General features: G+C 70.1%; 20 protein-coding genes. 13 read left to right on the top strand and 7 right to left on the bottom strand.

Annotated features, from left to right (window positions below):
• Positions 1–21 precede the first annotated feature (21 nt).
• A complete protein-coding gene (locus tag ACWGJB_RS30785) occupies positions 22–1,704 on the top strand; it encodes a glycosyl hydrolase family 28-related protein (protein ID WP_453383454.1) in 1,683 nt (560 codons plus the stop codon).
• Here the strand turns inward: ACWGJB_RS30785 and ACWGJB_RS30790 are convergent.
• Entirely contained in the window at positions 1,683–2,492 is an 810-nt protein-coding gene (locus ACWGJB_RS30790; RefSeq protein ID WP_453383318.1) for an AraC family transcriptional regulator, read from the bottom strand. The genes ACWGJB_RS30785 and ACWGJB_RS30790 overlap by 22 nt on opposite strands.
• On the opposite strand from ACWGJB_RS30790, the gene ACWGJB_RS30795 reads away from it, so the two are divergent.
• Together ACWGJB_RS30795 and ACWGJB_RS30800 are read left to right on the top strand one after the other, a co-directional pair.
• The gene (locus ACWGJB_RS30795) at positions 2,491–3,048 is read left to right on the top strand and encodes a DUF2000 family protein (RefSeq protein WP_453383319.1); all 558 of its coding nucleotides are present in this window, start codon (positions 2,491–2,493) and stop codon (positions 3,046–3,048) included. The genes ACWGJB_RS30790 and ACWGJB_RS30795 overlap by 2 nt on opposite strands.
• A 136-nt stretch (positions 3,049–3,184) precedes the next feature.
• Positions 3,185–4,351, top strand: coding sequence for a hypothetical protein (locus tag ACWGJB_RS30800; RefSeq protein WP_453383320.1), 1,167 nt, complete (start codon positions 3,185–3,187; stop codon positions 4,349–4,351).
• A gap of 52 nt (positions 4,352–4,403) precedes the next feature.
• Here ACWGJB_RS30800 and ACWGJB_RS30805 read toward each other — a convergent pair whose 3' ends face one another.
• Positions 4,404–5,711 (bottom strand): MDR family MFS transporter, encoded by a 1,308-nt coding sequence (locus ACWGJB_RS30805; RefSeq protein WP_453383321.1) that lies wholly within the window; start codon positions 5,709–5,711, stop codon positions 4,404–4,406.
• A gap of 165 nt (positions 5,712–5,876) precedes the next feature.
• Here ACWGJB_RS30805 and ACWGJB_RS30810 point away from each other — a divergent pair, with 165 nt between their 5' ends.
• Together ACWGJB_RS30810 and ACWGJB_RS30815 are read left to right on the top strand one after the other, a co-directional pair.
• On the top strand, positions 5,877–6,638 hold the full coding sequence (locus ACWGJB_RS30810) for a phosphoglyceromutase (RefSeq protein WP_453383322.1): 762 nt from the start codon (positions 5,877–5,879) through the stop codon (positions 6,636–6,638).
• A 299-nt stretch (positions 6,639–6,937) separates the two neighbouring features.
• Complete coding sequence (locus ACWGJB_RS30815) at positions 6,938–8,215, top strand: calcium-binding protein (protein ID WP_453383323.1); 1,278 nt, start codon at positions 6,938–6,940, stop codon at positions 8,213–8,215.
• A gap of 311 nt (positions 8,216–8,526) precedes the next feature.
• Here the strand turns inward: ACWGJB_RS30815 and ACWGJB_RS30820 are convergent, their stop codons facing one another.
• Together ACWGJB_RS30820 and ACWGJB_RS30825 are read right to left on the bottom strand one after the other, a co-directional pair.
• On the bottom strand, positions 8,527–9,168 hold the full coding sequence (locus ACWGJB_RS30820; protein ID WP_453383324.1) for a hypothetical protein: 642 nt from the start codon (positions 9,166–9,168) through the stop codon (positions 8,527–8,529).
• Positions 9,169–9,315: 147 nt separating this feature from the next.
• Positions 9,316–9,843 carry an SMI1/KNR4 family protein gene (locus ACWGJB_RS30825; protein WP_453383325.1) on the bottom strand — a complete coding sequence of 176 codons (528 nt, stop codon included), beginning with the start codon at positions 9,841–9,843 and terminating at the stop codon, positions 9,316–9,318.
• Positions 9,844–10,076: 233 nt separating this feature from the next.
• Here ACWGJB_RS30825 and ACWGJB_RS30830 point away from each other — a divergent pair, with 233 nt between their 5' ends.
• Positions 10,077–11,033 carry a hypothetical protein gene (locus ACWGJB_RS30830; protein WP_453383326.1) on the top strand — a complete coding sequence of 319 codons (957 nt, stop codon included), beginning with the start codon at positions 10,077–10,079 and terminating at the stop codon, positions 11,031–11,033.
• A gap of 226 nt (positions 11,034–11,259) precedes the next feature.
• Positions 11,260–12,237 (top strand): alpha/beta fold hydrolase, encoded by a 978-nt coding sequence (locus tag ACWGJB_RS30835; RefSeq protein ID WP_453383327.1) that lies wholly within the window; start codon positions 11,260–11,262, stop codon positions 12,235–12,237.
• A gap of 147 nt (positions 12,238–12,384) precedes the next feature.
• Here ACWGJB_RS30835 and ACWGJB_RS30840 read toward each other — a convergent pair whose 3' ends face one another.
• Complete coding sequence (locus ACWGJB_RS30840) at positions 12,385–12,540, bottom strand: hypothetical protein (protein ID WP_360485864.1); 156 nt, start codon at positions 12,538–12,540, stop codon at positions 12,385–12,387.
• 162 nt (positions 12,541–12,702) lie between these two features.
• A complete protein-coding gene (phoU, locus tag ACWGJB_RS30845; RefSeq protein WP_453383328.1) occupies positions 12,703–13,392 on the bottom strand; it encodes a phosphate signaling complex protein PhoU in 690 nt (229 codons plus the stop codon).
• 221 nt (positions 13,393–13,613) lie between these two features.
• Here phoU and ACWGJB_RS30850 point away from each other — a divergent pair, with 221 nt between their 5' ends.
• Positions 13,614–14,870 (top strand): sensor histidine kinase, encoded by a 1,257-nt coding sequence (locus ACWGJB_RS30850; protein WP_453383329.1) that lies wholly within the window; start codon positions 13,614–13,616, stop codon positions 14,868–14,870.
• Positions 14,867–15,547 carry a response regulator transcription factor gene (locus ACWGJB_RS30855; protein ID WP_010358452.1) on the top strand — a complete coding sequence of 227 codons (681 nt, stop codon included), beginning with the start codon at positions 14,867–14,869 and terminating at the stop codon, positions 15,545–15,547. Before ACWGJB_RS30850 ends, ACWGJB_RS30855 begins: the two co-directional genes overlap by 4 nt.
• Before the next feature lie 217 nt (positions 15,548–15,764).
• On the opposite strand, the gene ACWGJB_RS30860 is transcribed toward ACWGJB_RS30855, so the two are convergent.
• A complete protein-coding gene (locus tag ACWGJB_RS30860) occupies positions 15,765–16,442 on the bottom strand; it encodes a DUF461 domain-containing protein (protein WP_453383330.1) in 678 nt (225 codons plus the stop codon).
• Between the two features lie 601 nt (positions 16,443–17,043).
• Here ACWGJB_RS30860 and ACWGJB_RS30865 point away from each other — a divergent pair.
• The 4 genes from ACWGJB_RS30865 (at position 17,044) to cysS (ending at position 20,572) form a co-directional block, all read left to right on the top strand.
• Positions 17,044–17,526 (top strand): CarD family transcriptional regulator, encoded by a 483-nt coding sequence (locus ACWGJB_RS30865; protein ID WP_003953493.1) that lies wholly within the window; start codon positions 17,044–17,046, stop codon positions 17,524–17,526.
• A 267-nt stretch (positions 17,527–17,793) separates the two neighbouring features.
• Positions 17,794–18,546: a 2-C-methyl-D-erythritol 4-phosphate cytidylyltransferase gene (gene ispD, locus ACWGJB_RS30870; protein WP_453383331.1), complete on the top strand. Its 753-nt coding sequence runs from the start codon at positions 17,794–17,796 to the stop codon at positions 18,544–18,546.
• On the top strand, positions 18,536–19,030 hold the full coding sequence (ispF, locus tag ACWGJB_RS30875) for a 2-C-methyl-D-erythritol 2,4-cyclodiphosphate synthase (protein ID WP_453383332.1): 495 nt from the start codon (positions 18,536–18,538) through the stop codon (positions 19,028–19,030). The genes ispD and ispF overlap by 11 nt, the downstream gene beginning before the upstream one ends.
• Positions 19,031–19,174: 144 nt before the next feature.
• Positions 19,175–20,572, top strand: a complete 1,398-nt coding sequence (gene cysS, locus ACWGJB_RS30880; protein WP_453383333.1) for a cysteine--tRNA ligase — start codon at positions 19,175–19,177, stop codon at positions 20,570–20,572.
• Positions 20,573–20,710: the final 138 nt, after the last annotated feature.

The following is a 20,710-nucleotide window of genomic DNA, read 5'->3' on the forward strand; positions in this document are numbered from 1 at the left end:
TTCACCAGCGCCCACCCCGGAATGCCGAGACGGAGCCACCCCGCCGGCGCCCCGGCGGTCGCCGCGCCCGCCGTGGCGGGCACCACTGTCCAGGCGGCGGCCGCCACCGCCCGGGCAGCGGACCCGACCGCCTCCGCAGCAGGGGCAGCGGGCGGTGAAGTGCCCTCCCTCTGGCGGGAGTTCACCCGCACCCCCTTCACCCACCCGCAGATCCCGTACGTCGGCCGGGCCGGAGCGGCACGGATCCGCCGCCTTCCCGTGGTCGCCGACGTCCGCGCGTACGGCGCGGTGGCCGACGGCATCACCGACTGCGCCCCCGCGATCAACCGTGCCATCGCCGCTGCCGCCAGGGCCGGCGGTGGCACGGTCACCATCCCGCCCGGCACCTTCCGCATCGACGGCCTGGTTCACCTCGCCTACGACAACGTGGCGCTGCGCGGCGCCGGCAGTGGCCGTACGACCCTGTACGCGACGAAGAACCTCACCGAGCTGATCGGCCCGTACGGCTCCCGCTACGGCGGCACGAAGTCGGCGTGGTCCTGGGCGGGCGGCCTGATCTGGCTGGCGCCCAAGGCCCGTTGGGACTCCCTGACCGCCGCGATCAAGGCGCAGAACTGGCCGTTCGAGGGCTGGACCGGCAACAAGCGGGACGAGTGGGAGCAGTTGACACCGGTCGCCCCCGCCCGCCGGGGCGATTGGACGGTCACCGTCGCCGACCCCTCCCGCCTGCGCCCCGGCCGGCTGGTCCTTCTCCGCGTCTCGGACGACGCCGCCCACACCCTCCTCCAGCACATGTCGGGCGGCGGCCCCGGCCCGGCCGCGTACTACTGGGAGGACAAGACCAAGCTGCTGTCGTACGTCCCCTACGAATGGCCCGTCCGGGTGGCGGCCGTGCGCGGACACCGGGTGACGCTGGAACGCCCGCTGCCGCTGGACCTCCGGCCCGAATGGAACCCCCAACTCACCACCCACGTACGTGAGCTGACCGGCTCCGGGGTCGAGGGGCTCACCCTGGACGTGATCGAGACCCCGCAGTCCACGCACCTCCTCGACAAGGGCTACAACGGGGTCGTCCTGCAGTGCGCGTACGACTGCTGGGTGGACGACGTCACGGTCCGCAACGTCGACAACGGCTTCGGCCTGGTCGCCGCCTCCGCCTGCACCCTGCGCCGCACCCGGGTCGGCGGCCGGGGCGAACACCATCCCTACTTCTGCCGCGAGGGCTCGCACGACAACCTCGTCGAGGACTTCACGGTCGAACAGCGCACGGTCCCGGCCCCCTCCGACACCCAGCTCCACGGCATCAACGTCGAGGGCCTCTCGTCGTACAACGTGTGGTCGCGCGGCGAGATGCAGATGGGCACCTTCGACTCCCACCGCGGCCTGCCCTTCGCCAACGTGCGCACCGACATCACGGTGAACAACGACGGCCGGCACGGCGGCGACGCCAACGCGGGGCCGCTGTTCGGCGCCCGCTTCACCCACTGGAACGTGCGCGTGACCAACGGCCGCGCGGGCCTGATGCGCCTCGACGGCCTCGCCCCCTGGTCCGCCACGGTCGGCCTCAACGAGGTGACCGACTTCGACCAGATCGACGTACCGGACTTCACCGGGGACCTGCACTCGCGCCTTGAGCTGTACGGCACCTGGGACGCGGTGCGGCCGCGGAACCTGTACGAGGCTCAGCGCGCGCTGTCCCGGTAGCGCCCCGGGGTCACCCCCACCAGCTTCTTGAAGTGCCGGGTGAGATGCGCCTGGTCGTAGAAGCCGGTGGCCGTGGCCGTCTCGCCGGGCGGGACGCCGTCGAGCAGCAGCCGGCGGGCGCGGCCGACCCGGCGGGACATCAGGTACTGGTGCGGTGCGATGCCGTACGCATTGCTGAACGCCCGCACCAGGTGGGCCGGATGGGCGTGCAGCAGCCGTGCGGCCTCGTCCAGGGCGAGCCCCTCGGCGACCCGCTCGTCGAGGAGTTCGCGCAGGGCGCCGGCGAGGGCCGGGCCGGCGGGTCCGGGTGATGCCGTGAGCCCGGGGCGGAGCAGGTCGCGCAGCCGCTCGCCGATGAGGGTGAGCCGGCTCTCGGCCTCCAGCTCGTCACCGGGGCGGGCGAGCGCGGCGTGCAGCCGGCCTACGCGCCGCCGCAGCAGCGGGTCCCGCAGGTCGGGTCCGTCGACGGCGGCTCCGATGAGCTCGTCCCCGAGAAGGGTCCCGTCCAGGTAGACCACGCGCTTGCGGAAGCCGTCCGCGGTGGCCGGGGAGCCGTTGTGCGGCACGTGCGGGGGGAGCAGCGAGACCGTGTCGTCCGGGGTGCCGTGCTCATGCCGTTCGAGGTCGTACCGTACGGCGCCGTCGTCCACGATGAGCAGCGTCCAGGCGTCATGGACATGCATCGGATACGCGTACTCGGTGAAGTGCGCGTGGAAGACCTCGGTGACGCCCGGGACACGGGGGCGCCAGGCGGTGACTTCCTCCGTGAGGTGCTGCCGGGCGGCCATGCAAAGAACGTACAAGACGACGCCGTACGACGATCGGCAGTCTCATTGCATGAGCACTGAACCCATCGCGCCCACCCCTTCCGACGTCCCTTCCGACGCTCCTTCCGACGTCCGCTCCGACGCCCGGTCCGATGTCCGCTCCGACGTTCGCTTCGACACCAAGATCGCTGTGCTGCTGCGGGAGGACCTGGAGCCGTGGCAGCGCCTCAATGTCACCGCGTTCCTGGTCAGCGGCCTGGGCGCGACGGTCCCCGAGGTGATCGGGGAGCCGTACGAGGACGCCGACGGGGTGGCTTACCTGCCGATGTTCCGGCAGCCGGTGCTGGTCTTCGAGGGCACGAAGGAGACGGTCACGGCGGCGCACGAGCGGGCGCTGAGCCGGGCCCTGCCCCGGGCCGTGTTCACCGCGGACCTTTTCGCCACCGGCAACGACCGTGACAACCGCGCGGCGGTCCGGGCGGTACCGACGGCACAGCTGGACCTGGTCGGGCTCGCGGTGTACGGGGCGCGGAACGGGGTGGACAAGGTACTGAAGGGGGCACGGATGCATCCGTGAGGCCGGGTGTATCCGTGAAGGCCGGATGTATCCGTGAACCGGCGGACTGGGCCGGTCGGAGGAATCACATGGCGTGACCGGGTGATCCGATCATCACACTCGCGCGCTTCCCTGGCGAACGACGCATCTGACTGTCATGCGACTCATCAGATTCAGCAGCATGGCAGCGGTGGCGGTGGCGGCGGCGGTCGTCGCGAGCGTGACGGGCGTGACGGGCGGACCGGCGGCCGCCGTCGGCCAGGATGACGGGACCCAGGTTCCCTGTAGCACGACGGCACTGACCACTGCCATCGTCGCGGCGTCGCCGGGCGAGACACTATCCCTCGCACCTGCCTGCACTTACCATCTGACCTCTGCCTTCACCAGCGGTGAGGGTCTGCCGACCATCGTCCAGAGGCTCACGATCCGGGGCAACGGCGCGACGATCGTCCGTGACGGGAACGGGACCGCAGCGTTCCGGATCTTCCATGTCAACTCCGGTGGCAACCTCCGCCTGGAGGACCTCGCCGTCCGCGGCGGGAGCATCAGCGGCGACGGCGGGGGCATTCTGGTGGACTCCGGCGGCAAGCTCACGCTGGTCGGCGTCGACGTGATCGACAACACCGCGTCGGGCAGCGGCGGCGGTGTGGCGGTGCCGGCGGGCGCCACGGCGGTCGTACGGCGTGGCTGGATCGCTTTCAACAACGCGCTCAACGGTGCCGGGCTGTACAGCGGGGGAACCGTGAGCGTGGACGACTCCGAACTCAGCCGCAATCACGCCCGGAACGTCGGCGGTGCTCTCGCCCGGGTCGCCGGCAACACCTTCGTGCACGCGAGCCTCGTCAGGCGCAACACATCGGCCGTCGGCGGTGGCGGCGTCACCAACGGCGGGGCTGGATCGCTGGAGTTCAGCGACAGCAAGATCGCGAACAACACGACCACCGGTACCGTGGGCGGCGGCATCCAGAACCTGTCGAACCTGAGGCTGGAGAAGACCGAGGTCAGCGGCAACGTCGTCGGAGGCACGGCGGGCCTCGGGGGTGGCATCTCCAACACCACGAGCACCGCCGTGCTCGTCGTGAAGGGCAGCGAGGTCCTCCGCAACAGCGCGAACGGCAACGGCAACTCCCAGGCCGGCGGCATCTACAACAACGCCGGCTCGGTCACCCTCGACCACACCCACGTCCGCAACAACGCCTCCACGGTGGCGCCCGGCGGCGTCTTCACGAACAACCAGTTCACGGTCATCGCCTCGACCATCACCCGCAACATCCCGACCAACTGCGCGGGAAGCCCGGTCGTGGTGACCGGCTGCACGAACTGACCCGGCCCCGGACGGGCCCCGCGGGCCGCGTCGAGGACAGGGCGCGAGCCGGTCAGGCGCGCGCCTCTGCCTCGACCTCTGCGTCGACCTCGGCGGCGTCGGCATCCGCGTCGGCGCCCGCCCCTGTGATCGTGTCCTTCACGGCCGGGGTTCGCTCGTCCGGCAGCCGCCGCATGAGAACGCCGTACCCGAACGCCGCCGCCGTCCCCACGACCGCGCACACCCCCCACAGCCACCGCGCCCCGAACCGGTCGATGACGACACCGGACATCAGCGGCGCGATGAGGGCGGCGGCGGACCAGGACAGCGTGTACATGCCCTGATAGCGACCCCGCCCGTGCACCGGCGAGAGCCGCACCACCAGCCCCGTCTGGGTCGGCGCGTTGACGATCTCGGCGAGCGTCCACACGCACACGGTGAGCGCGAAGACACCGACGGACCCGGCGAAGGCGGTGAGCCCGAACCCGTATCCCGCGAGGAGGGACGAGACGACGAGCAGCGACCGCGGATCACGGTGCTCGATCACCCGCGTGACGGGAATCTGGAGCACGACGATCAGCACGCCGTTCACCGCGATGGCCATGCCGTAGTCGGCGGGCGAGAACCCGGCCTCGCCCATCGCCACCGGCAGCCCGACGGACCCCTGCTGGAAGATCAGGGCGACAAGGAAGGACAGTCCGACGACGGCCATGTACCGCCCGTCACGCACCACGGTCCCGAGGCTGACCGCCCCGTCCTTGGTGCCGCCCCCCTTGGTGGCGCGCTCCGGCCGCGACTCGGGCACCTTGGCGAAGACGAGGACGGCACAGACGGCTGTCATCCCGGCCTCGATCAGGAACCCGGCGCGATAGCTGAACTCGGCGATGAACCCGGCCCCCATGGACGACACGGCGAACCCGAGATTGATGGCCCAGTAGTTCAGCGAGAACGCCCGCACCCGGTCCTGCGGCCGCACGATGTCGGCCATCATCGCCTGCACGGCCGGCCGGGAGGCGTTGGAGGCCATGCCGACGAGGAAGGCGACGCCGGCGATGGCGACGGGATCGTGCACGAAGCCGAGCAGCGCGACGGCCCCCGCGGTCGAGCCCTGTGCGAGAAGCATGGTCGGCCGCCGCCCCAGCCGGTCGGCCATCACCCCGCCGCCGAGGGCGGAGACGACCCCGCCCAGTCCGTGCAGGGAGGCGACAAGCCCGGCGTAGGAGGCGCTGTACCCCCGGTCCAGCGTCAGATACAGCGCCATGAACGTGGCGACGAAGGCGCCCAGCCGGTTGACGAGGGTGCTGGTCCACAGCCACCAGAACTCACGGGGCAGACCGGAGACGGTCTCCCGGACAGCGCGTCGCAGGGCGACGGACGGCATGGCTCCCCCAGGGCAAGGCGTAAGTGCTGCTTGAGATGATCGGACCTTACTTTCGACCCGCTCAACTGAGCCACTCAATTAACAAAAGCAGTCAACTGTCCGACGTCTGGGACGCCCTCCGGGCGGCGGCTCTCCGCCCCGAATACGTGGATTACGCTCTGACCCATGGCCGACGCACCGTACAAGCTGATCCTCCTCCGCCACGGCGAGAGCGAGTGGAACGCGAAGAACCTGTTCACCGGCTGGGTGGACGTCAACCTCAACGAGAAGGGCGAGAAGGAGGCAGTCCGCGGCGGTGAACTCCTGAAGGACGCCGACCTTCTCCCGGACGTGGTGCACACGTCCCTCCAGAAGCGCGCGATCCGCACGGCACAGCTCGCCCTCGAAGCGGCCGACCGCCACTGGATCCCGGTCCACCGCAGCTGGCGCCTGAACGAGCGCCACTACGGCGCGCTCCAGGGCAAGGACAAGGCGCAGACCCTCGCGGAGTTCGGCGAGGAGCAGTTCATGCTCTGGCGCCGCTCGTACGACACCCCGCCGCCGCCGCTGGACCGCGACTCCGAATACTCCCAGTTCGACGACCCGCGCTACGCCACGCTGCCGCCGGAGCTGCGCCCGCAGACGGAGTGCCTGAAGGACGTCGTCGTCCGCATGCTCCCGTACTGGTTCGACGGCATCGTCCCCGACCTCCTGACCGGCCGCACGGTCCTGGTCGCCGCCCACGGCAACAGCCTGCGCGCACTGGTCAAGCACCTCGACGGCATCTCGGACGCCGACATCGCGTCCCTGAACATCCCGACGGGCATCCCCCTCTTCTACGACCTCGACACCGACTTCAAGCCCCTCACCCCGGGCGGCCGCTACCTCGACCCGGAGGCAGCGGCAGCGGCGATCGAGGCAGTGAAGAACCAGGGCAAGAAGAAGTAGGTTTGGTGATCATGCCCCCGACCTGCGCATACGGCGCGGTGCGGGGGCATTCTCACGGCCTGGGCCCACTGTGGGCCCTCGGTGCTCATGTGGGGTGAACACGCCTACGGATCACAGGACCGAGTTCGTGGTCGGGCAGCGGCTGGTCGGTGGATCGCGCGCGGTATGACGGTGTGTCTGGAGGGCCGCCCAGGGCGGGTGTGGCTTGATCGTCGGGCGGTCCCGGCTGGGGCCTGAGCATCAACCGACGTCCGTGGCACGTCCTGAGTGCCGCGCTCTTTGTCGAGGAGTTCCCCATCGTGAGACCGACCCTGCGACATGCCATTTTCCAGCGACGTGGTGCCAAAGCCGCTGGTGAGTGGCTGCGGCGCCCGGCTCGGCGTGCTGCCGTCCTGCTCGCCACGGTGGCGCTGCCGGCGGCCCTGGTGGTGCCCACGGCCACGCCCGCTGCTGCGGCGGTGCCCGTGACCGTCACCTTCAACGCGGGCGCCGACCAGCCCTTCACCGTCCCGGCCGGCGTCACCCAACTGACCGTCACCGCCACAGGCGCCGCGGGCCAGAACGGGGCCGACGGCGGCGCAGGCGGCAACGGCGCCACCGTCACCGGCACCGTCACCGTGCCGCCCAGCACCACCACCCTCTATGTCAACGTCGGCACGGGCGGGGGCGCCGGCGGCGGAGGGGGGTCTACGGGCGGTGCCGGCGGCGGTTCCAGCGATGTCCGCACCTGCAGCTCGGCCGGCCCCGGCTGCACCCTGACCGGCGTCCCCGGCACCGACCCCCGCCTCATCGTCGCGGGCGGAGGAGGCGGCGGCGGAAGCGGCGTCTCCGGATTCCCCAACCTGGAGGCCACCGGCGGAAACGCCGGAAACACCGGGGGGGCCGGCGGCGACAGAATGGACAGCGGCCAGGGCGGCGGCGGCGGAACCCAGACAGCCGGCGGCGCGGGCGGAGCCGCATGCCCCTTCGGCGGTGGATCCGGCACTCCGGGCACCGGCGGTGCGGGCGGCAACGGCGGAAGCGGCTTCGGGGCCGGCGGAGGCGGGGGCGGCTGGTTCGGTGGAGGCGGCGGCGGAGGCTGCAACCGTCTCCATAACCCCCCTCCCACTTTCGGCCCCGGTGGCGGCGGTGGTGCGTCGAACCGCGTCCCCACGGGTGGTACCTCCGGACCTGCCGCGGGACCGGCCCAGGTGACCATCACCTACGAGCCGGTCCCCCCCACCTGCGCGACCGCCACGCCGACCATCACCGGCACCAACGGCCCCGACTTCCTGGTCGGCACTCCCGGCGACGATGTGATCTTCGCTCTCGGCGGCAGCGATGTGGTCGACGGCCGCGGTGGCAACGACCTCATCTGCGGCGGCGACGGCAACGACTCGTTGTCCGGCGGTGACGGCAACGACCGCATCGAGGGTGGCAACGGCGCCGACAGCCTGAACGGCGGCAACGGCAACGACGCCCTCTTCGGCGGTCCCGGCAACGACGCCCTCTTCGGCGGCCCCGGTACCAACACCAACGACGGCGGCCCCGGCCCCAACGCCTGTTTCAACCCCTCCACCGGACCCGGCTGTCCCTGACCCACCCCACACGCCGCCGACCTGATCGACGGACATCAGAAACGGGCCCCCCAGACCCAGGGCAAGAAGAAGTAGGGTTTGTGATCATGCCCCCGAACTGCGCAAACGGCGCGAGTCGGGGGCGTTTTCTGGACCTCGGCCACTTGCCGTCCTTCGGGGGCGCGAACACAGGCTGACCCAGGCGGATCTCGCCTTACCGTCAGCCTCAGTCGGCGCCCACGTCGGCCATGGTGCGGAAGCACTGAACTGCTGAAGGTCGAGTGCGCAGTTCGGGGTCGTAGCGGTGTATGCCGACTACACCAAGCCGGTGGTCACCGCTTCCGCTCGTCAGCCGTGAACGGGCCGGTCGCGGGGGCTACGCACTTGTCGACGACGGTCTTCTCGCCGGCTGCCGAGCCCTCCAGGCACAGCCGTCCACCCTTGTCACGCAGGTCGAGGAAGAACCGTGTGGTCGCGCCGGACTGCTTGAGGCCGTGGATGCGCTCGTCGACATAGCCGAGGTCGTTCAGGATCGCCCTGACCTTGGTCGGGGTGGGTTCCACCAGATCCCAGAGCGCCTGGGTGATGCGCTGTTCATGAAGGGAGCTCGCGCACCAGTCGCGAGCGTTCAGCTCCACTTCCGGACCCGCCGTGGGGGCGACGGGCTCGACCGCGTCGCTCGGCGGTGTCTCCACCTCATCGGACGGCAGTGTGTGCGCCGCACCGCTCGGCGGCGGCTCTGGCGGGGCGCTCGGGGGGCACGACTGCGCGACCTTGTCCAGCATCGCCGTGAAGGCCGCGTCGGACTGGCCTCCGACGACGTCTGTGGGCTTGATCCGCTCTCCGCCGGCGTTCGTCTTCTCGGTGCCGCACGCGCCAAGTGCGAGCGCAGCGAGCGCGGTTATCGCGAGGGTGAGCCGCGGGCGGCGCGAGGAGCGGGCGAACAGGCTGCTCAAGGCAGAGATTCGTCTCATACGCACAGTCTCCGAACACGCCTCCCCCTGCACGTGAGTACGCATACTCATGGGGGCGGGGGCACTCGCTCAAACTTCGATGAGACGTGACCAGCCCGGGACGCCCAGGTTGACAGCCGAGCAGAGTGCGGCCGGGTGCGAGGCCGGTCAGCGGCAGAGCTCCATGACGGTGTCATCGAAGTCCGGGAACTCTCGGGTCGCCTGCTCGATGACAGCAGCCGCCGACTGCTTGCGGTCGGCCGCGAAGCGCTCGGCGACAGCCGCCAGTTCGTGGTTGTGGCGGGGGGTCCAGTCGGGCTCGTCTGAGGCGGCCGCTTCCCAAGGGCCGTATCCCCCGGCCAGCAGCCACAAGAAGGCACCCAGGTCACGCGCCACGACACCGGTCTCACCCTCGGAACCGAGGAAGACCACAGGCTGGTCGACGAGCGGGCGGTGCGGGCGGACGAGCCAGAACGCTGCGTATCCGCCTGAGCCGTGCTTGCCGAACACCCGGAAGTTGTCGCCGTCCAACTCCGCGTTACCCGTCCAGGCCCGGAACCAGTCAGTGGTCTCCGCACCGGACCGGAAGGCCGGAAAGGGCTCGAAGTCCACACCGTCGCCGTCGTCATAGTCGAACGGGACCGCCAGAGCGGCGGCGAGGGCCGCAGGGAACTGCCGATCATCGGTAGAAATCACGCGGACACGCTAGCGACTGGCGGAGCGGCACGCGGAAGGCGGGTCAACGCGGGCTGGTCGACGGCCGGTGACGGCACCCCCGACCGGTTCGCCGTCCCGCACAACCTTCCCCCGGCTTGGCGTGTCTCAGTCACATACCAACGCCGACCGGGTTCGGTCGGCCCATGGATTTTTCTGCTCCGGGAGCGGCGGCTCACCGCTGTCGTTGCCGGAGCGTCTGACACGGAGAACGCATGCGTACTCGCACCACCGCGGCCGTCGCCGTCGCCTGCGGCGCCGCCGCCGCGCTGACCTTGGCCGCCGTCCCGGCCGCCACCGCCGCCGATGCCCCGGCTTCCGTACGGCCCTGGCAGCTCACCGGCTCTTCCGCCGACGCCAGCGGGCGTACCGCCTTCACGGCCACCGCCGCAACCGCCAAGCAGCCCTACGCACTGGCCGTCACCTTCTCCAAGGTGAAGGTCGCCGCCGGCAAGTCCGCGGTGGCCGTCGGCACGGATGCCATCGTGCACGTGTCCTACAGCTTCAACCTCACCGCCACCAACGTGGACGTCTCGGCACCCGACTTCTACGTCGGTCTCGACCTCTACCGTGGCTCCGCCACCAAGCCGACGAGCGACCTCTACGGCGACCAGCCGGCGACGTGCGACGTGACCTCCTCGGAGTCCTCGTCCGAGAAGGTCGTCACCGGCATGTCCTGCAAGGGGAAGGTCGACATCTACCCCCGCTCGGACCTGCACAACGCCGACGCCGGAGCGAAGTGGCACGCCGTGGCCTGGGCGATCGCCTACAACGGCCAGAAGCCCGGGGACCCGGCCGACGTGAGCAAGATCGGCACCACCGAACTGGCCGGGCAGACTTCTCCCACGGTCCGCCGTCTGTCCAAGCTCACCACCAACGCCGCGCCCGAGCCGGTCAAGAAGGGCAAGACCCTCACCGTCACCGGTGCTCTCACCCGGGCGAACTGGGAGACCCACAAGTACGCCGGCTACACCGGGCAGAAGGTCAAGCTGCAGTTCCGCAAGAAGGGGACCAGCACCTACAAGACCCTCAAGACCATCTCCACGGACAGCCACGGCAACCTCAAGACGACCTACCAGGCGACCGCCGACGGCTACTGGCGCTACTCGTTCGCCGGTACGGCCACCACCCCGGCCGTCTCGGCCGCGGGCGACTTCGTCGACGTCAAGTAACACATCGCACCTCCGCGCCGGAGTCGGCACACACCGGCTCCGGCCCGCGCCTCGAAGGCGGTGCGCTGACGGTGCCGACAGGGCTCTCTCCGGCCGTCGGCGAAGCCCGGTCGTCGTCGGCAACGAGATTCGCCGGTTTGCCGGATCGGCAAACGCGGTCGTGGTCCCGGTCGCGGTGCTCGCATGATCCCTGGTGAGGCGACAAGGCCGAGACCGAGGAGGGATCATGGAGGGTACGCATCGGGTTGTTTCCGGTGGCGGACGGCGGGTTCATCTTGTCGAGCAGGGGGCCGGGCCCCTCGTGCTGCTCGTGCACGGATTTCCTGAGGGCTGGTACTCCTGGCGGCACCAGCTGCCGGTGCTGGCCGCGGCGGGATACCGGGCCGTCGCCATCGATGTGCGGGGGTACGGGCGTTCCGGCAAGCCGGTCGCGCCGGACGCCTATCGGATGGCCGAACTCGTCGAGGACAACGCCTTCGTGGTGCGTGCGCTCGGCGAGCAGTCGGCCGTGGTCGTCGGCCATGACTGGGGTTCCACCATCGCCGCGAACTCCGCGCTGCTCAGGCCCGACGTCTTCCGGGCCGTGGGGCTGCTGAGTGTGCCGTACGCCCCGCGCGGCGGGCCCCGGCCCAGTGACGTCTTCGCGCAGATGAGCAGCGGGGACGGGGGCGGGGAGTTCTACGTCTCGTACTTCCAGGAGGCGGGGCGGGCCGAGGCCGAGATCGAGCCCGATGTACGCGGGTGGCTCGCGGGGTTCTACGCCGCCTTCTCCGCCGACACCATGCCCGGGCCCGCCGCTCCCGACCCCCACTTCGTCGGTGCGCGGGGCACCCTGCGGGATCGGTTCCCCGTCGGCCGGCTGCCCGGCTGGCTCGGTGAGCGGGACCTCGACGTCTATGCCGGGGAGTTCGAGCGCACCGGACTCACCGGGGCGCTCAACCGGTACCGGAACATGGACCGCGACTGGGAGGACCTCGCCGCCTACGACGGTGCCCCGATCACCCAGCCCTCCCTGTTCGCAGGCGGCAGCCTCGACGCCTCCACGACCTGGCTGGCCGAGGCCATCGAGGCGTACCCGGTCACCCTGCCCGGCCTGGTCTCCTCGCATGTCCTGGACGGCTGCGGGCACTGGATCCAGCAGGAGCGGCCCGACGACATCAACCGGCTGCTCGTCGACTGGCTCGCCGGCCTGCCCGCCACCTGACGGCGGTAGGCCGCCCGGCCGCCGTGGGCCACCGGCACGAAGGGCTCCGACAGTACGAAGGGCCCCAGGCGGCACAAAGGGCCCCCAGGCAGTACAAAGGGCCCCCGACCGGAGTCGGGGGCCCTTGGCCGTACGTCGGGTGGGTGCTCAGCCGCACTGGCAGGGGCTGCCCGACTGGCAGCCGCAGCCGCAGCCCGAGCCGCACCCGCAGGCGCCGATGACCAGAAGGTTCTTGATCTCGGCGGGCTGGTCGGTCTCGCGCTGCTGCGTGGGGTCGGGCGTGGTGCTGGGGGATTCGGCCATGGATCCCTCCTAGAGGTCCCTAGAGGCAGGGCGTGGTGCCCTGCCCATTTCATGCCCGTTTCACTGGGCGCATCAACGGCGCACAGTGGCGCCCGCACGCCCGACCCGCACCCCGCGAGCCCCCGACCGGCCAACGGAACCGCAAGGGGGAACCGCCGGGGGTCAGGCCCCGTCGACGCCCGTCACCGGCTGGATGTCCGGCTGCAGCTCGTCCGCGTGCTCGCCCGTGACCAGGAAGACGACGCGCTTGGCGACGGCGACCGCGTGGTCGGCGTACCGCTCGTAGTAGCGGCCGAGCAGCGTCACGTCGACGGCGGTCTCGATGCCGTGCTTCCAGCGGTCGTCCAGCAGGTGCTGGAAGATCGTGCGGTGCAGCAGGTCCATCTCGTCGTCGTCCTGCTCCAGCTGCAGGGCCAGGTCGACGTCCTTGGTGATGATCACCTCGGCGGCCTTGGCCATCAGGCGCTGTGCGAGCTGTCCCATCTCCAGGACGGTCGCGTGCAGGTCGTGGGGGATGGCGTTCCCCGGGTAGCGCAGCCGGGCCAGCTTCGCCACGTGCTGCGCCAGGTCGCCGGAGCGCTCCAGGTCGGCGGACATCCGCAGGGAGGTGACGACGATCCGCAGATCGGTCGCCACCGGCTGCTGGCGGGCCAGCAGGGCTATCGCCCGGGCCTCCAGGTCGTGGTGGAGTTCGTCCACCTTCTGGTCGGCCTCGATGACACTTTCGGCCAGCTTGAGGTCGGCGTCGAGGATCGCCGTCGTGGCGCGCCCGATCGCCGATCCGACCAGCCTGGCCATGTCGACCAGGCTGTCGCCGATCGAGTCGAGTTCCTCGTGGTACGCGTCCCGCATCAGGGTTCCCTCTCGTACGTGTGTTCTAGGGCTCCGTGAGCCGGGGCCCGTGGCCGAAACCAGCTGCGAACCCCACGCTCCCATGTTCTGGTCCCCGCGCGTCCGTTTCTGCCATCGCAAATGAACCAATACTGGCTCCAAGGTGAACTCTGGGCGACGAGTGTTCGAGCTGACACCTCGCGGACTGTGGGGATGTCGTACCCCCTGCTTAACCTGTTTGCATGGACGTGAACGCGGCGGTCGCCGCAGCGGCAGCGATCGCCGGTGTACTTACCGGTGTCATCGCCATGCTGGCGTTCCGCTGGAGCGAACGCGACCAGAAGCGACCGACCAGGACTTCTCTGCACACCGACCCCGTACTGCCTCCGGGCGTGGACACCGTACTGAGCGTGCTGCGCTCCTCCGCGGTGGTCCTCGACGAGGGCGACATCGTGGTCAAGGCGAGCTCGGCGGCGTACGCCCTCGGACTGGTGCGCGGCGGCAAACTCGCCGTCGAACCGATGCTCCAGATGGCCCGGGACACCCGGCGCGACGGCGAGATACGCCAGGTCGAGCTGGACCTGCCCAGGCGCGGCACCGGACGCGGAGAGGCGCTCGCCGTCTCCGCCCGGGTGGCGCCCCTCGGCTCCCGGCTCGTACTGCTCCTCGTCGAGGACCTCACCGAGGCCCGTAGGATCGAGGCGGTACGACGCGACTTCGTGGCGAATGTCAGCCACGAGCTGAAGACCCCGGTCGGCGCACTCTCCCTCCTCTCCGAGGCCGTCATGGACGCCTCGGACGATCCGGAGGCCGTGCAGCGCTTCGCCGGTCGTATGCAGATCGAGGCCACGCGCCTGACCAACCTGGTCCAGGAGCTCATCGATCTGTCGAGAGTGCAGAACGACGATCCGCTGGAGGACGCCGAGCCCATCCGGGTGGACGAACTCGTCGCCGAGGCGATCGACCGGTGCCGCCACCAGGCCGGCACCAAGCACATCACCATGGCCGCCGGTGGCACGGCCGACCTGCACGTCTGGGGCAACCGCGGCCAGCTGGCCGCCGCCCTCGGCAACCTGGTCGAGAACGCCGTGAACTACTCCCCGGCCCGCACTCGGGTCGGGATAGCCGCCCGTCGGCTCAACGCACCCGGCGGCGACATGATCGAACTTGCCGTGACCGACCAGGGCATCGGCATCACCGACAAGGACAAGGAGCGCATCTTCGAGCGCTTCTACCGCGTCGACCCGGCCCGCTCGCGGGCCACCGGCGGTACCGGTCTCGGTCTCGCCATCGTCAAACACGTGGTCGCCTCGCACGGCGGGGAGGTCACGGTGTGGAGCGCCGAAGGTCAGGGCTCCACGTTCACCCTCAGGTTGCCGGAGGCGGGCGCGGCTCGTGACCGCGCCTCGCAGCACCCCGACCCCGACCTCGATGACGAGGTCGGCACCACCGAGTCATCCCCGTACGAACCGCTTCCCGCCCCGGAGGTCCTTCCGTGACCCGAGTGCTCGTCGTCGAGGACGAGGAGTCCTTCTCCGACGCCCTGTCGTACATGCTCCGCAAGGAGGGCTTCGAGGTCGCAGTGGCGGCCACGGGCCCCGACGGACTCGACGAGTTCGAGCGCAACGGCGCCGACCTCGTCCTCCTCGACCTGATGCTGCCCGGCCTGCCGGGTACCGAGGTCTGCCGCCAGCTGCGCGGCCGGTCCAACGTCCCCGTCATCATGGTGACGGCCAAGGACAGCGAGATCGACAAGGTTGTCGGGCTCGAAATAGGAGCCGACGACTATGTCACCAAGCCCTTCTCCTCCCGCGAGCTGGTCGCCCGTATCCGGGCCGTCCTGCGCCGTCGCGGGGAGCCGGAGGAGGTCACCCCGGCCGCCCTCGAGGCCGGTCCGGTCCGCATGGACGTCGACCGCCACGTGGTGACGGTCTCCGGCTCCAAGGTCGACCTTCCCCTCAAGGAGTTCGACCTGCTGGAGATGCTGCTGCGCAACGCGGGCCGCGTCCTCACCCGTATGCAGCTCATCGACCGGGTCTGGGGTGCCGACTACGTCGGTGACACCAAGACCCTCGACGTCCACGTCAAGCGTCTGCGCGCCAAGATCGAGCCGGACCCGGGCGCGCCCAGGTACCTGGTGACGGTCCGCGGCCTCGGCTACAAGTTCGAACCCTAAGCCGCCCCTCGGCTACGCTGAGCAACACTCGCCGTCGGGTGGACGGAGAGGCTAAACGCCTGTGGAGCGTTGGTAGGACCCGGAGCGATCCGGGCGCGATGCCGTGAAGCAGGAATCCCCTTGAGGGTGCGCCAAAAGTTCGAGCCGTAAAGCTCGGCAACGCCAAGGGCGGGAACCGATAACCAAGGTTCCCGCCCTAGCTGTCTCCAGCTGCCGCTCAGCCCGCGTTCGCCGACTCCGACGCCGAGTCGCTCGGGGTGGCGCTCTCGGACGCCTTGTTCTTGCCCTTGGCGCTCTCGCTCGCCGTGGAGCCCGCCGCCGGGGAGCCGGAGGTGGAGGACGAGGCGGAGGCGGACGAGGACGCGGAGGCCGAGGCCGACGGGACCGCGCTCGGGCCCCAGCCCGTGAAGAAGCTCTCGGCGGGCACGACGAACGCGCGCAGGCTCACATCACCCGTCTTGCTGAAGGTGAACGTGACCTTCTGCGCGTTGCCGTCCTTGACCGCCTCGCGGCTGCTGCCCAGCACCGCGGAGGCGTTGCCCTTGCCGCCCAGGATCAGCCGGCCGCCGCCCGGGATGGTCAGCGGCTGGGACTTGGTGGCGTGCAGCTCGGCGGTCTTGTTGGTGCCGGCGACGACGATCGACTGCAGCGTCTCGGGCTCGGTGCCGGTGTTGAAGATGGTCGCGGTGACCACGGCCGGGCCGGTCGAGGTGAGGTCGGGCTGGGTGATCACGGTCGCGTTCTGGACCTTGATGTCGCCGACACTCGTCGCGGCGTTGTCCGGCTTGATCTCCAGCGTCTGGGAGTTGTTGCCGGCACCGCATGCGGCGAGCGAGGCGACGGAGACGGCGATGGCGGAGGCGGCGAGGGCGCCGCGTCGAAGGCTGCTGCTCACGGCGGCGGCTACTCCTTGAACGCACGGGCGGCTCCTATAAAGCCGCCCTAAGTGTCTGTCAGCGGCCTTAGGTTACCGAGCCGTTCCCGCGTCGACGCACCCGACCCTCCCCAAGCCCCTCGCTTCTCTTGAGCAGCTGCGCCCCCAGGGCCCCACAAGTGACTCCCCGGTCACTTTGGGGGGCGCTCGTCAGGCATTCACATAACTCGCTCGCAACACCGCGCGCAAAATTTCCGTGAAGGAATGCGCGACCGCCGGGGAAATTGATCACGTACCGTTCGGTCGGACGCCTGTGATCAATTCCGGAAACGTCCCTGATCCGACATCGGCATCCGAACGGAGTAGCGGAAGTCGTACGCTTGGAAGTGGACATATGGGGACGTTCGGCCACTTGGGCGGCCGTCCGGAGGCGTGTAACGTACGCGTTTCACCTCGCCCGAAGAGCCGCTCCGACCTGCGAATACCTGCTTCCGGACGGCCTGCGCAGCACGTTCCTGTTGCTGTTGTCAAGCCCCGAGATATGCTCTGACCTGCGAAAACGCCATTCAGAACCGCCGGTTTCCGTGTTACCCTGGATAGCCACGGAAGGGGTACCTGTCACATGACGTTCAAGGTTGGCGACACCGTGGTCTATCCCCATCACGGGGCCGCGCTGATCGAGGCTATCGAAACTCGCCAGATCAAAGGCGTGGACAAGACCTACTTGGTGCTGAAGGTCGCCCAGGGTGACCTGACGGTACGTGTGCCAGCGGACAATGCGGAGTTCGTCGGCGTGCGTGATGTGGTCGGTCAGGACGGGCTGGACCGGGTCTTCGAGGTGCTGCGCGCGCCGTACGCCGAGGAGCCCACGAACTGGTCCCGTCGTTACAAGGCAAACCTGGAGAAGCTCGCCTCCGGCGATGTCATCAAGGTCGCGGAAGTCGTGCGTGACCTGTGGCGTCGTGAGCGCGAGCGCGGACTCTCCGCCGGTGAGAAGCGGATGCTCGCCAAGGCCCGCCAGATCCTGGTGAGCGAGCTCGCCCTCGCGGAGAACACCAACGAGGACAAGGCCGAGGCCCTGCTCGACGAGGTCCTCGCGTCCTGACGCCGTCCAACTCGGCACACCGAGACTCCGCACACTGAAATGCCGCGGTGCCCGATGACACACCTGTCGCCGGGCGCTGCGGCATGTCCGTGCCCGGAACTCGCGCTCTCGGACCCCCCGGCCCCGGCGGAAACCGCCGATACTAGGCGTGCCGGGCCCGGGCTGCTGGCTCGACCAGTGTCACGGAAGGGTCCGGTCAAGGCGTCGCGCCCGGCACTTCCCAGGCCATACCCACGCCAGGCCCGCACACAAACCTGACAGGAACCGATGTCTGACGATTCGCGTCCTTCGCGTACGGAACTGCGTACCGCCGCCGTGATTCCCGCCGCCGGCCGGGGCGTACGGCTCGGTCCGGGCGCCCCCAAGGCGCTGCGCGCGCTGAACGGCACGCCCATGCTCATCCACGCCGTGCGCGCGCTGGCCGCCTCCCGCGCGGTCTCCCTGGTCGTCGTCGTGGCCCCGTCCGACGGCGCGCCCGAGGTCAAGTCACTCCTCGACGCGCACGCGCTGCCCGACCGCACCGACTTCCTCGTCGTCCCGGGCGGCGACTCCCGCCAGGAGTCCGTCCAGCTCGGCCTGGACGCGCTGCCCCCCGACTACGACATCGTCCTCGTCCACGACGCGGCCCGCCCGCTGGTCCCCGTCGACACGGTCGACGCCGTGATCCAGGCGGTCCGCGACGGCGCCCCCGCGGTCGTCCCCGCCCTTCCGCTCGCCGACACGGTCAAGGAGGTCGAGCCGGCGACGGTCCAGGGCGCCCCCGAGCCGGTCGTCGCCACCCCGCAGCGCGCCCGCCTGCGCGCGGTGCAGACCCCCCAGGGCTTCGACCGGGCGACGCTGGTCCGCGCCCACGAGACGGTCACCGACAACGTCACCGACGACGCCAGCATGGTGGAACAGCTCGGCGAACGGGTCGTGGTCGTCCCCGGCCACGAGGAGGCCTTCAAGGTCACCCGCCCCCTCGACCTGGTCCTCGCGGAGGCGGTCCTGGCCCGCAGGAGGCTCAACGATGGCTTCTGAGCTGCCGCTGCTTCCGCGGGTGGGGATCGGCACCGACATCCACGCCTTCGAGGAGGGCCGCGAGCTGTGGTGCGCCGGCCTGAAATGGGAGGGCGAGGGCCCGGGCCTGGCCGGCCACTCGGACGCGGACGTGGTCGCGCACGCCGCGTGCAACGCGCTGTTCTCGGCGGCGGGCCTGGGCGACCTCGGTCAGCACTTCGGCACCGGGCGCCCGGAGTGGTCGGGCGCGTCGGGCGTCACGCTGTTGACCGAGGCGGCGCGGATCGTCCGCGACGCCGGATTCCTGATCGGGAACGTCGCCGTACAGGTCGTAGGACCGCGCCCGAAGATCGGCAAGCGCCGCGACGAGGCGGAGAAGATCCTTTCGGACGCGGCGGGGGCACCGATTTCGGTTTCCGGGGCGACGACGGACGGTCTCGGATTTCCGGGAAGGGAAGAGGGCCTTATGGCGGTGGCAACGGCGTTGGTGGCCAAGCAAGCGTGAGGGGTCCTACGTAAGGGGCGCAGGGCGGTATTCACTCAGCGGCTCCGCCGTGGGGGCGCGACAAGCCACGGCGCACCCGCACCGGACCACGGCGCTGTACATACCGGTCCCACCCACTCCCGTCGGCCCACTACCCTAGGTCCCGTGACCATTCGCCTGTACGACACCAACGCCCGGCAGATCCGTGACTTCGCCCCGCTCGCGCCGGGCTGTGTCTCGATCTACCTCTGTGGTGCCACCGTGCAGGCGGCACCGCACATCGGCCATATCCGCTCCGGCCTGAACTTCGACATCATGCGCCGCTGGTTCGAATACCGCGGCTATGCCGTGACGTTCATCCGGAACGTCACGGACATCGACGACAAGATCATCGTCAAGTCCGCCGACCAGGGCCGCCCCTGGTGGGCGATCGGCTACGAGAACGAGCGCGCGTTCAACGACGGCTACACCGCGCTCGGCTGCCTCCCGCCGACGTACGAGCCCCGGGCGACCGGGCACGTGCCGGAGATGATCGAGATGATGCGCGGGCTGATCGAGCGCGGGCACGCCTACGAGGCCGACGGCAACGTCTACTTCGACGTGCGTTCCTACCCGGACTACCTCCAGCTCTCCAACCAGGAGCTGGACAACCTCCGCCAGCCGGAGGGCGAGGGCGAGACCGGCAAGCGGGACCAGCGGGACTTCGCGCTGTGGAAGGCCGTGAAGCCGGGCGAGCCCAGCTGGGAGACGCCGTGGGGCCGCGGCCGACCCGGCTGGCACCTGGAGTGCTCGGCGATGGCCCACAAGTACCTCGGCGAGGCCTTCGACATCCACGGCGGCGGCCTCGACCTGATCTTCCCGCACCACGAGAACGAGATCGCCCAGGCCAAGGCCTACGGCGACGACTTCGCCCAGTACTGGGTGCACAACGCCTGGGTCACCATGAGCGGCGAGAAGATGTCGAAGTCCCTCGGGAACTCGGTCCTCGTCTCCGAGATGGTCAAGGCGTGGCGCCCGATCGTGCTCCGTTACTACCTCGGCACCCCGCACTACCGCTCGATGATCGAGTACAGCGAGGAGTCGCTGCGCGAGGCCGAGGCGGCGTTCGCGCGGATCGAGGGGTTCGTGCAGCGCGTGGTGGAGCTGGCCGGGGGAGCCGTCGAGCCCTCGTCCGAGGTGCCGCCGGCCTTCGCCGAGGCCATGGACGACGACCTGGGCGTCCCGCAGGCACTGGCCGTCGTGCACACCACCGTCCGGCAGGGCAACAGCGCGCTGGCCGCCGACGACAAGGAAGCCGCCGTCGCCCGCCTCGCCGAGGTCCGTGCCATGCTCGGCGTGCTCGGCCTCGACCCGCTCGACGCACACTGGTCCGGCGGGGCCGAGAAGGGCGAAGACCTGCACGGGGTCGTCGACAGTCTCGTACGACTCGTCCTCGACCAGCGTGAGTCGGCCCGCGCCCGCAAGGACTGGGCGACCGCCGACGCCATCCGTGACCAGCTGAACCAGTCGGGTCTCTCGATCGAGGACGGCCCCCAGGGCCCCCGCTGGACCCTCAAGTCCTGACCACCGGTCAATCAAGATCGACTGTGGCGCCCCGCCCCCCCGGCGGCGCACAGACAAAAAACGTCAAAAACCCAACAAAAAGACCCCCCCAGAGTAGTTAGTAAGAAAAAAAACATAAGTAGAAGGGGTAACCCAGGG

It is taken from the genome of Streptomyces sp. NPDC054813 (assembly GCF_053611365.1).

What these genes read in the sequence shown, in the direction of transcription:
- ACWGJB_RS30805 (WP_453383321.1), bottom strand. Translation starts at nt 5,711, where the DNA reads ATGCCGTCCGTCGCCCTGCGACGCGCTGTCCGGGAGACCGTCTCCGGT.
- ACWGJB_RS30840 (WP_360485864.1), bottom strand. Translation starts at nt 12,540, where the DNA reads ATGGCCGAATCCCCCAGCACCACGCCCGACCCCACGCAGCAGCGCGAG.
- ACWGJB_RS30850 (WP_453383329.1), top strand. Translation starts at nt 13,614, where the DNA reads ATGGACGTGAACGCGGCGGTCGCCGCAGCGGCAGCGATCGCCGGTGTA.
- ispD (WP_453383331.1), top strand. Translation starts at nt 17,794, where the DNA reads ATGTCTGACGATTCGCGTCCTTCGCGTACGGAACTGCGTACCGCCGCC.
- ACWGJB_RS30790 (WP_453383318.1), bottom strand. Translation starts at nt 2,492, where the DNA reads ATGGCCGCCCGGCAGCACCTCACGGAGGAAGTCACCGCCTGGCGCCCC.
- ACWGJB_RS30810 (WP_453383322.1), top strand. Translation starts at nt 5,877, where the DNA reads ATGGCCGACGCACCGTACAAGCTGATCCTCCTCCGCCACGGCGAGAGC.
- ACWGJB_RS30820 (WP_453383324.1), bottom strand. Translation starts at nt 9,168, where the DNA reads ATGAGACGAATCTCTGCCTTGAGCAGCCTGTTCGCCCGCTCCTCGCGC.
- ACWGJB_RS30795 (WP_453383319.1), top strand. Translation starts at nt 2,491, where the DNA reads ATGCAAAGAACGTACAAGACGACGCCGTACGACGATCGGCAGTCTCAT.
- ACWGJB_RS30785 (WP_453383454.1), top strand. Translation starts at nt 22, where the DNA reads ATGCCGAGACGGAGCCACCCCGCCGGCGCCCCGGCGGTCGCCGCGCCC.
- ACWGJB_RS30865 (WP_003953493.1), top strand. Translation starts at nt 17,044, where the DNA reads ATGACGTTCAAGGTTGGCGACACCGTGGTCTATCCCCATCACGGGGCC.
- ispF (WP_453383332.1), top strand. Translation starts at nt 18,536, where the DNA reads ATGGCTTCTGAGCTGCCGCTGCTTCCGCGGGTGGGGATCGGCACCGAC.
- ACWGJB_RS30800 (WP_453383320.1), top strand. Translation starts at nt 3,185, where the DNA reads ATGCGACTCATCAGATTCAGCAGCATGGCAGCGGTGGCGGTGGCGGCG.
- ACWGJB_RS30830 (WP_453383326.1), top strand. Translation starts at nt 10,077, where the DNA reads ATGCGTACTCGCACCACCGCGGCCGTCGCCGTCGCCTGCGGCGCCGCC.
- ACWGJB_RS30835 (WP_453383327.1), top strand. Translation starts at nt 11,260, where the DNA reads ATGGAGGGTACGCATCGGGTTGTTTCCGGTGGCGGACGGCGGGTTCAT.
- phoU (WP_453383328.1), bottom strand. Translation starts at nt 13,392, where the DNA reads ATGCGGGACGCGTACCACGAGGAACTCGACTCGATCGGCGACAGCCTG.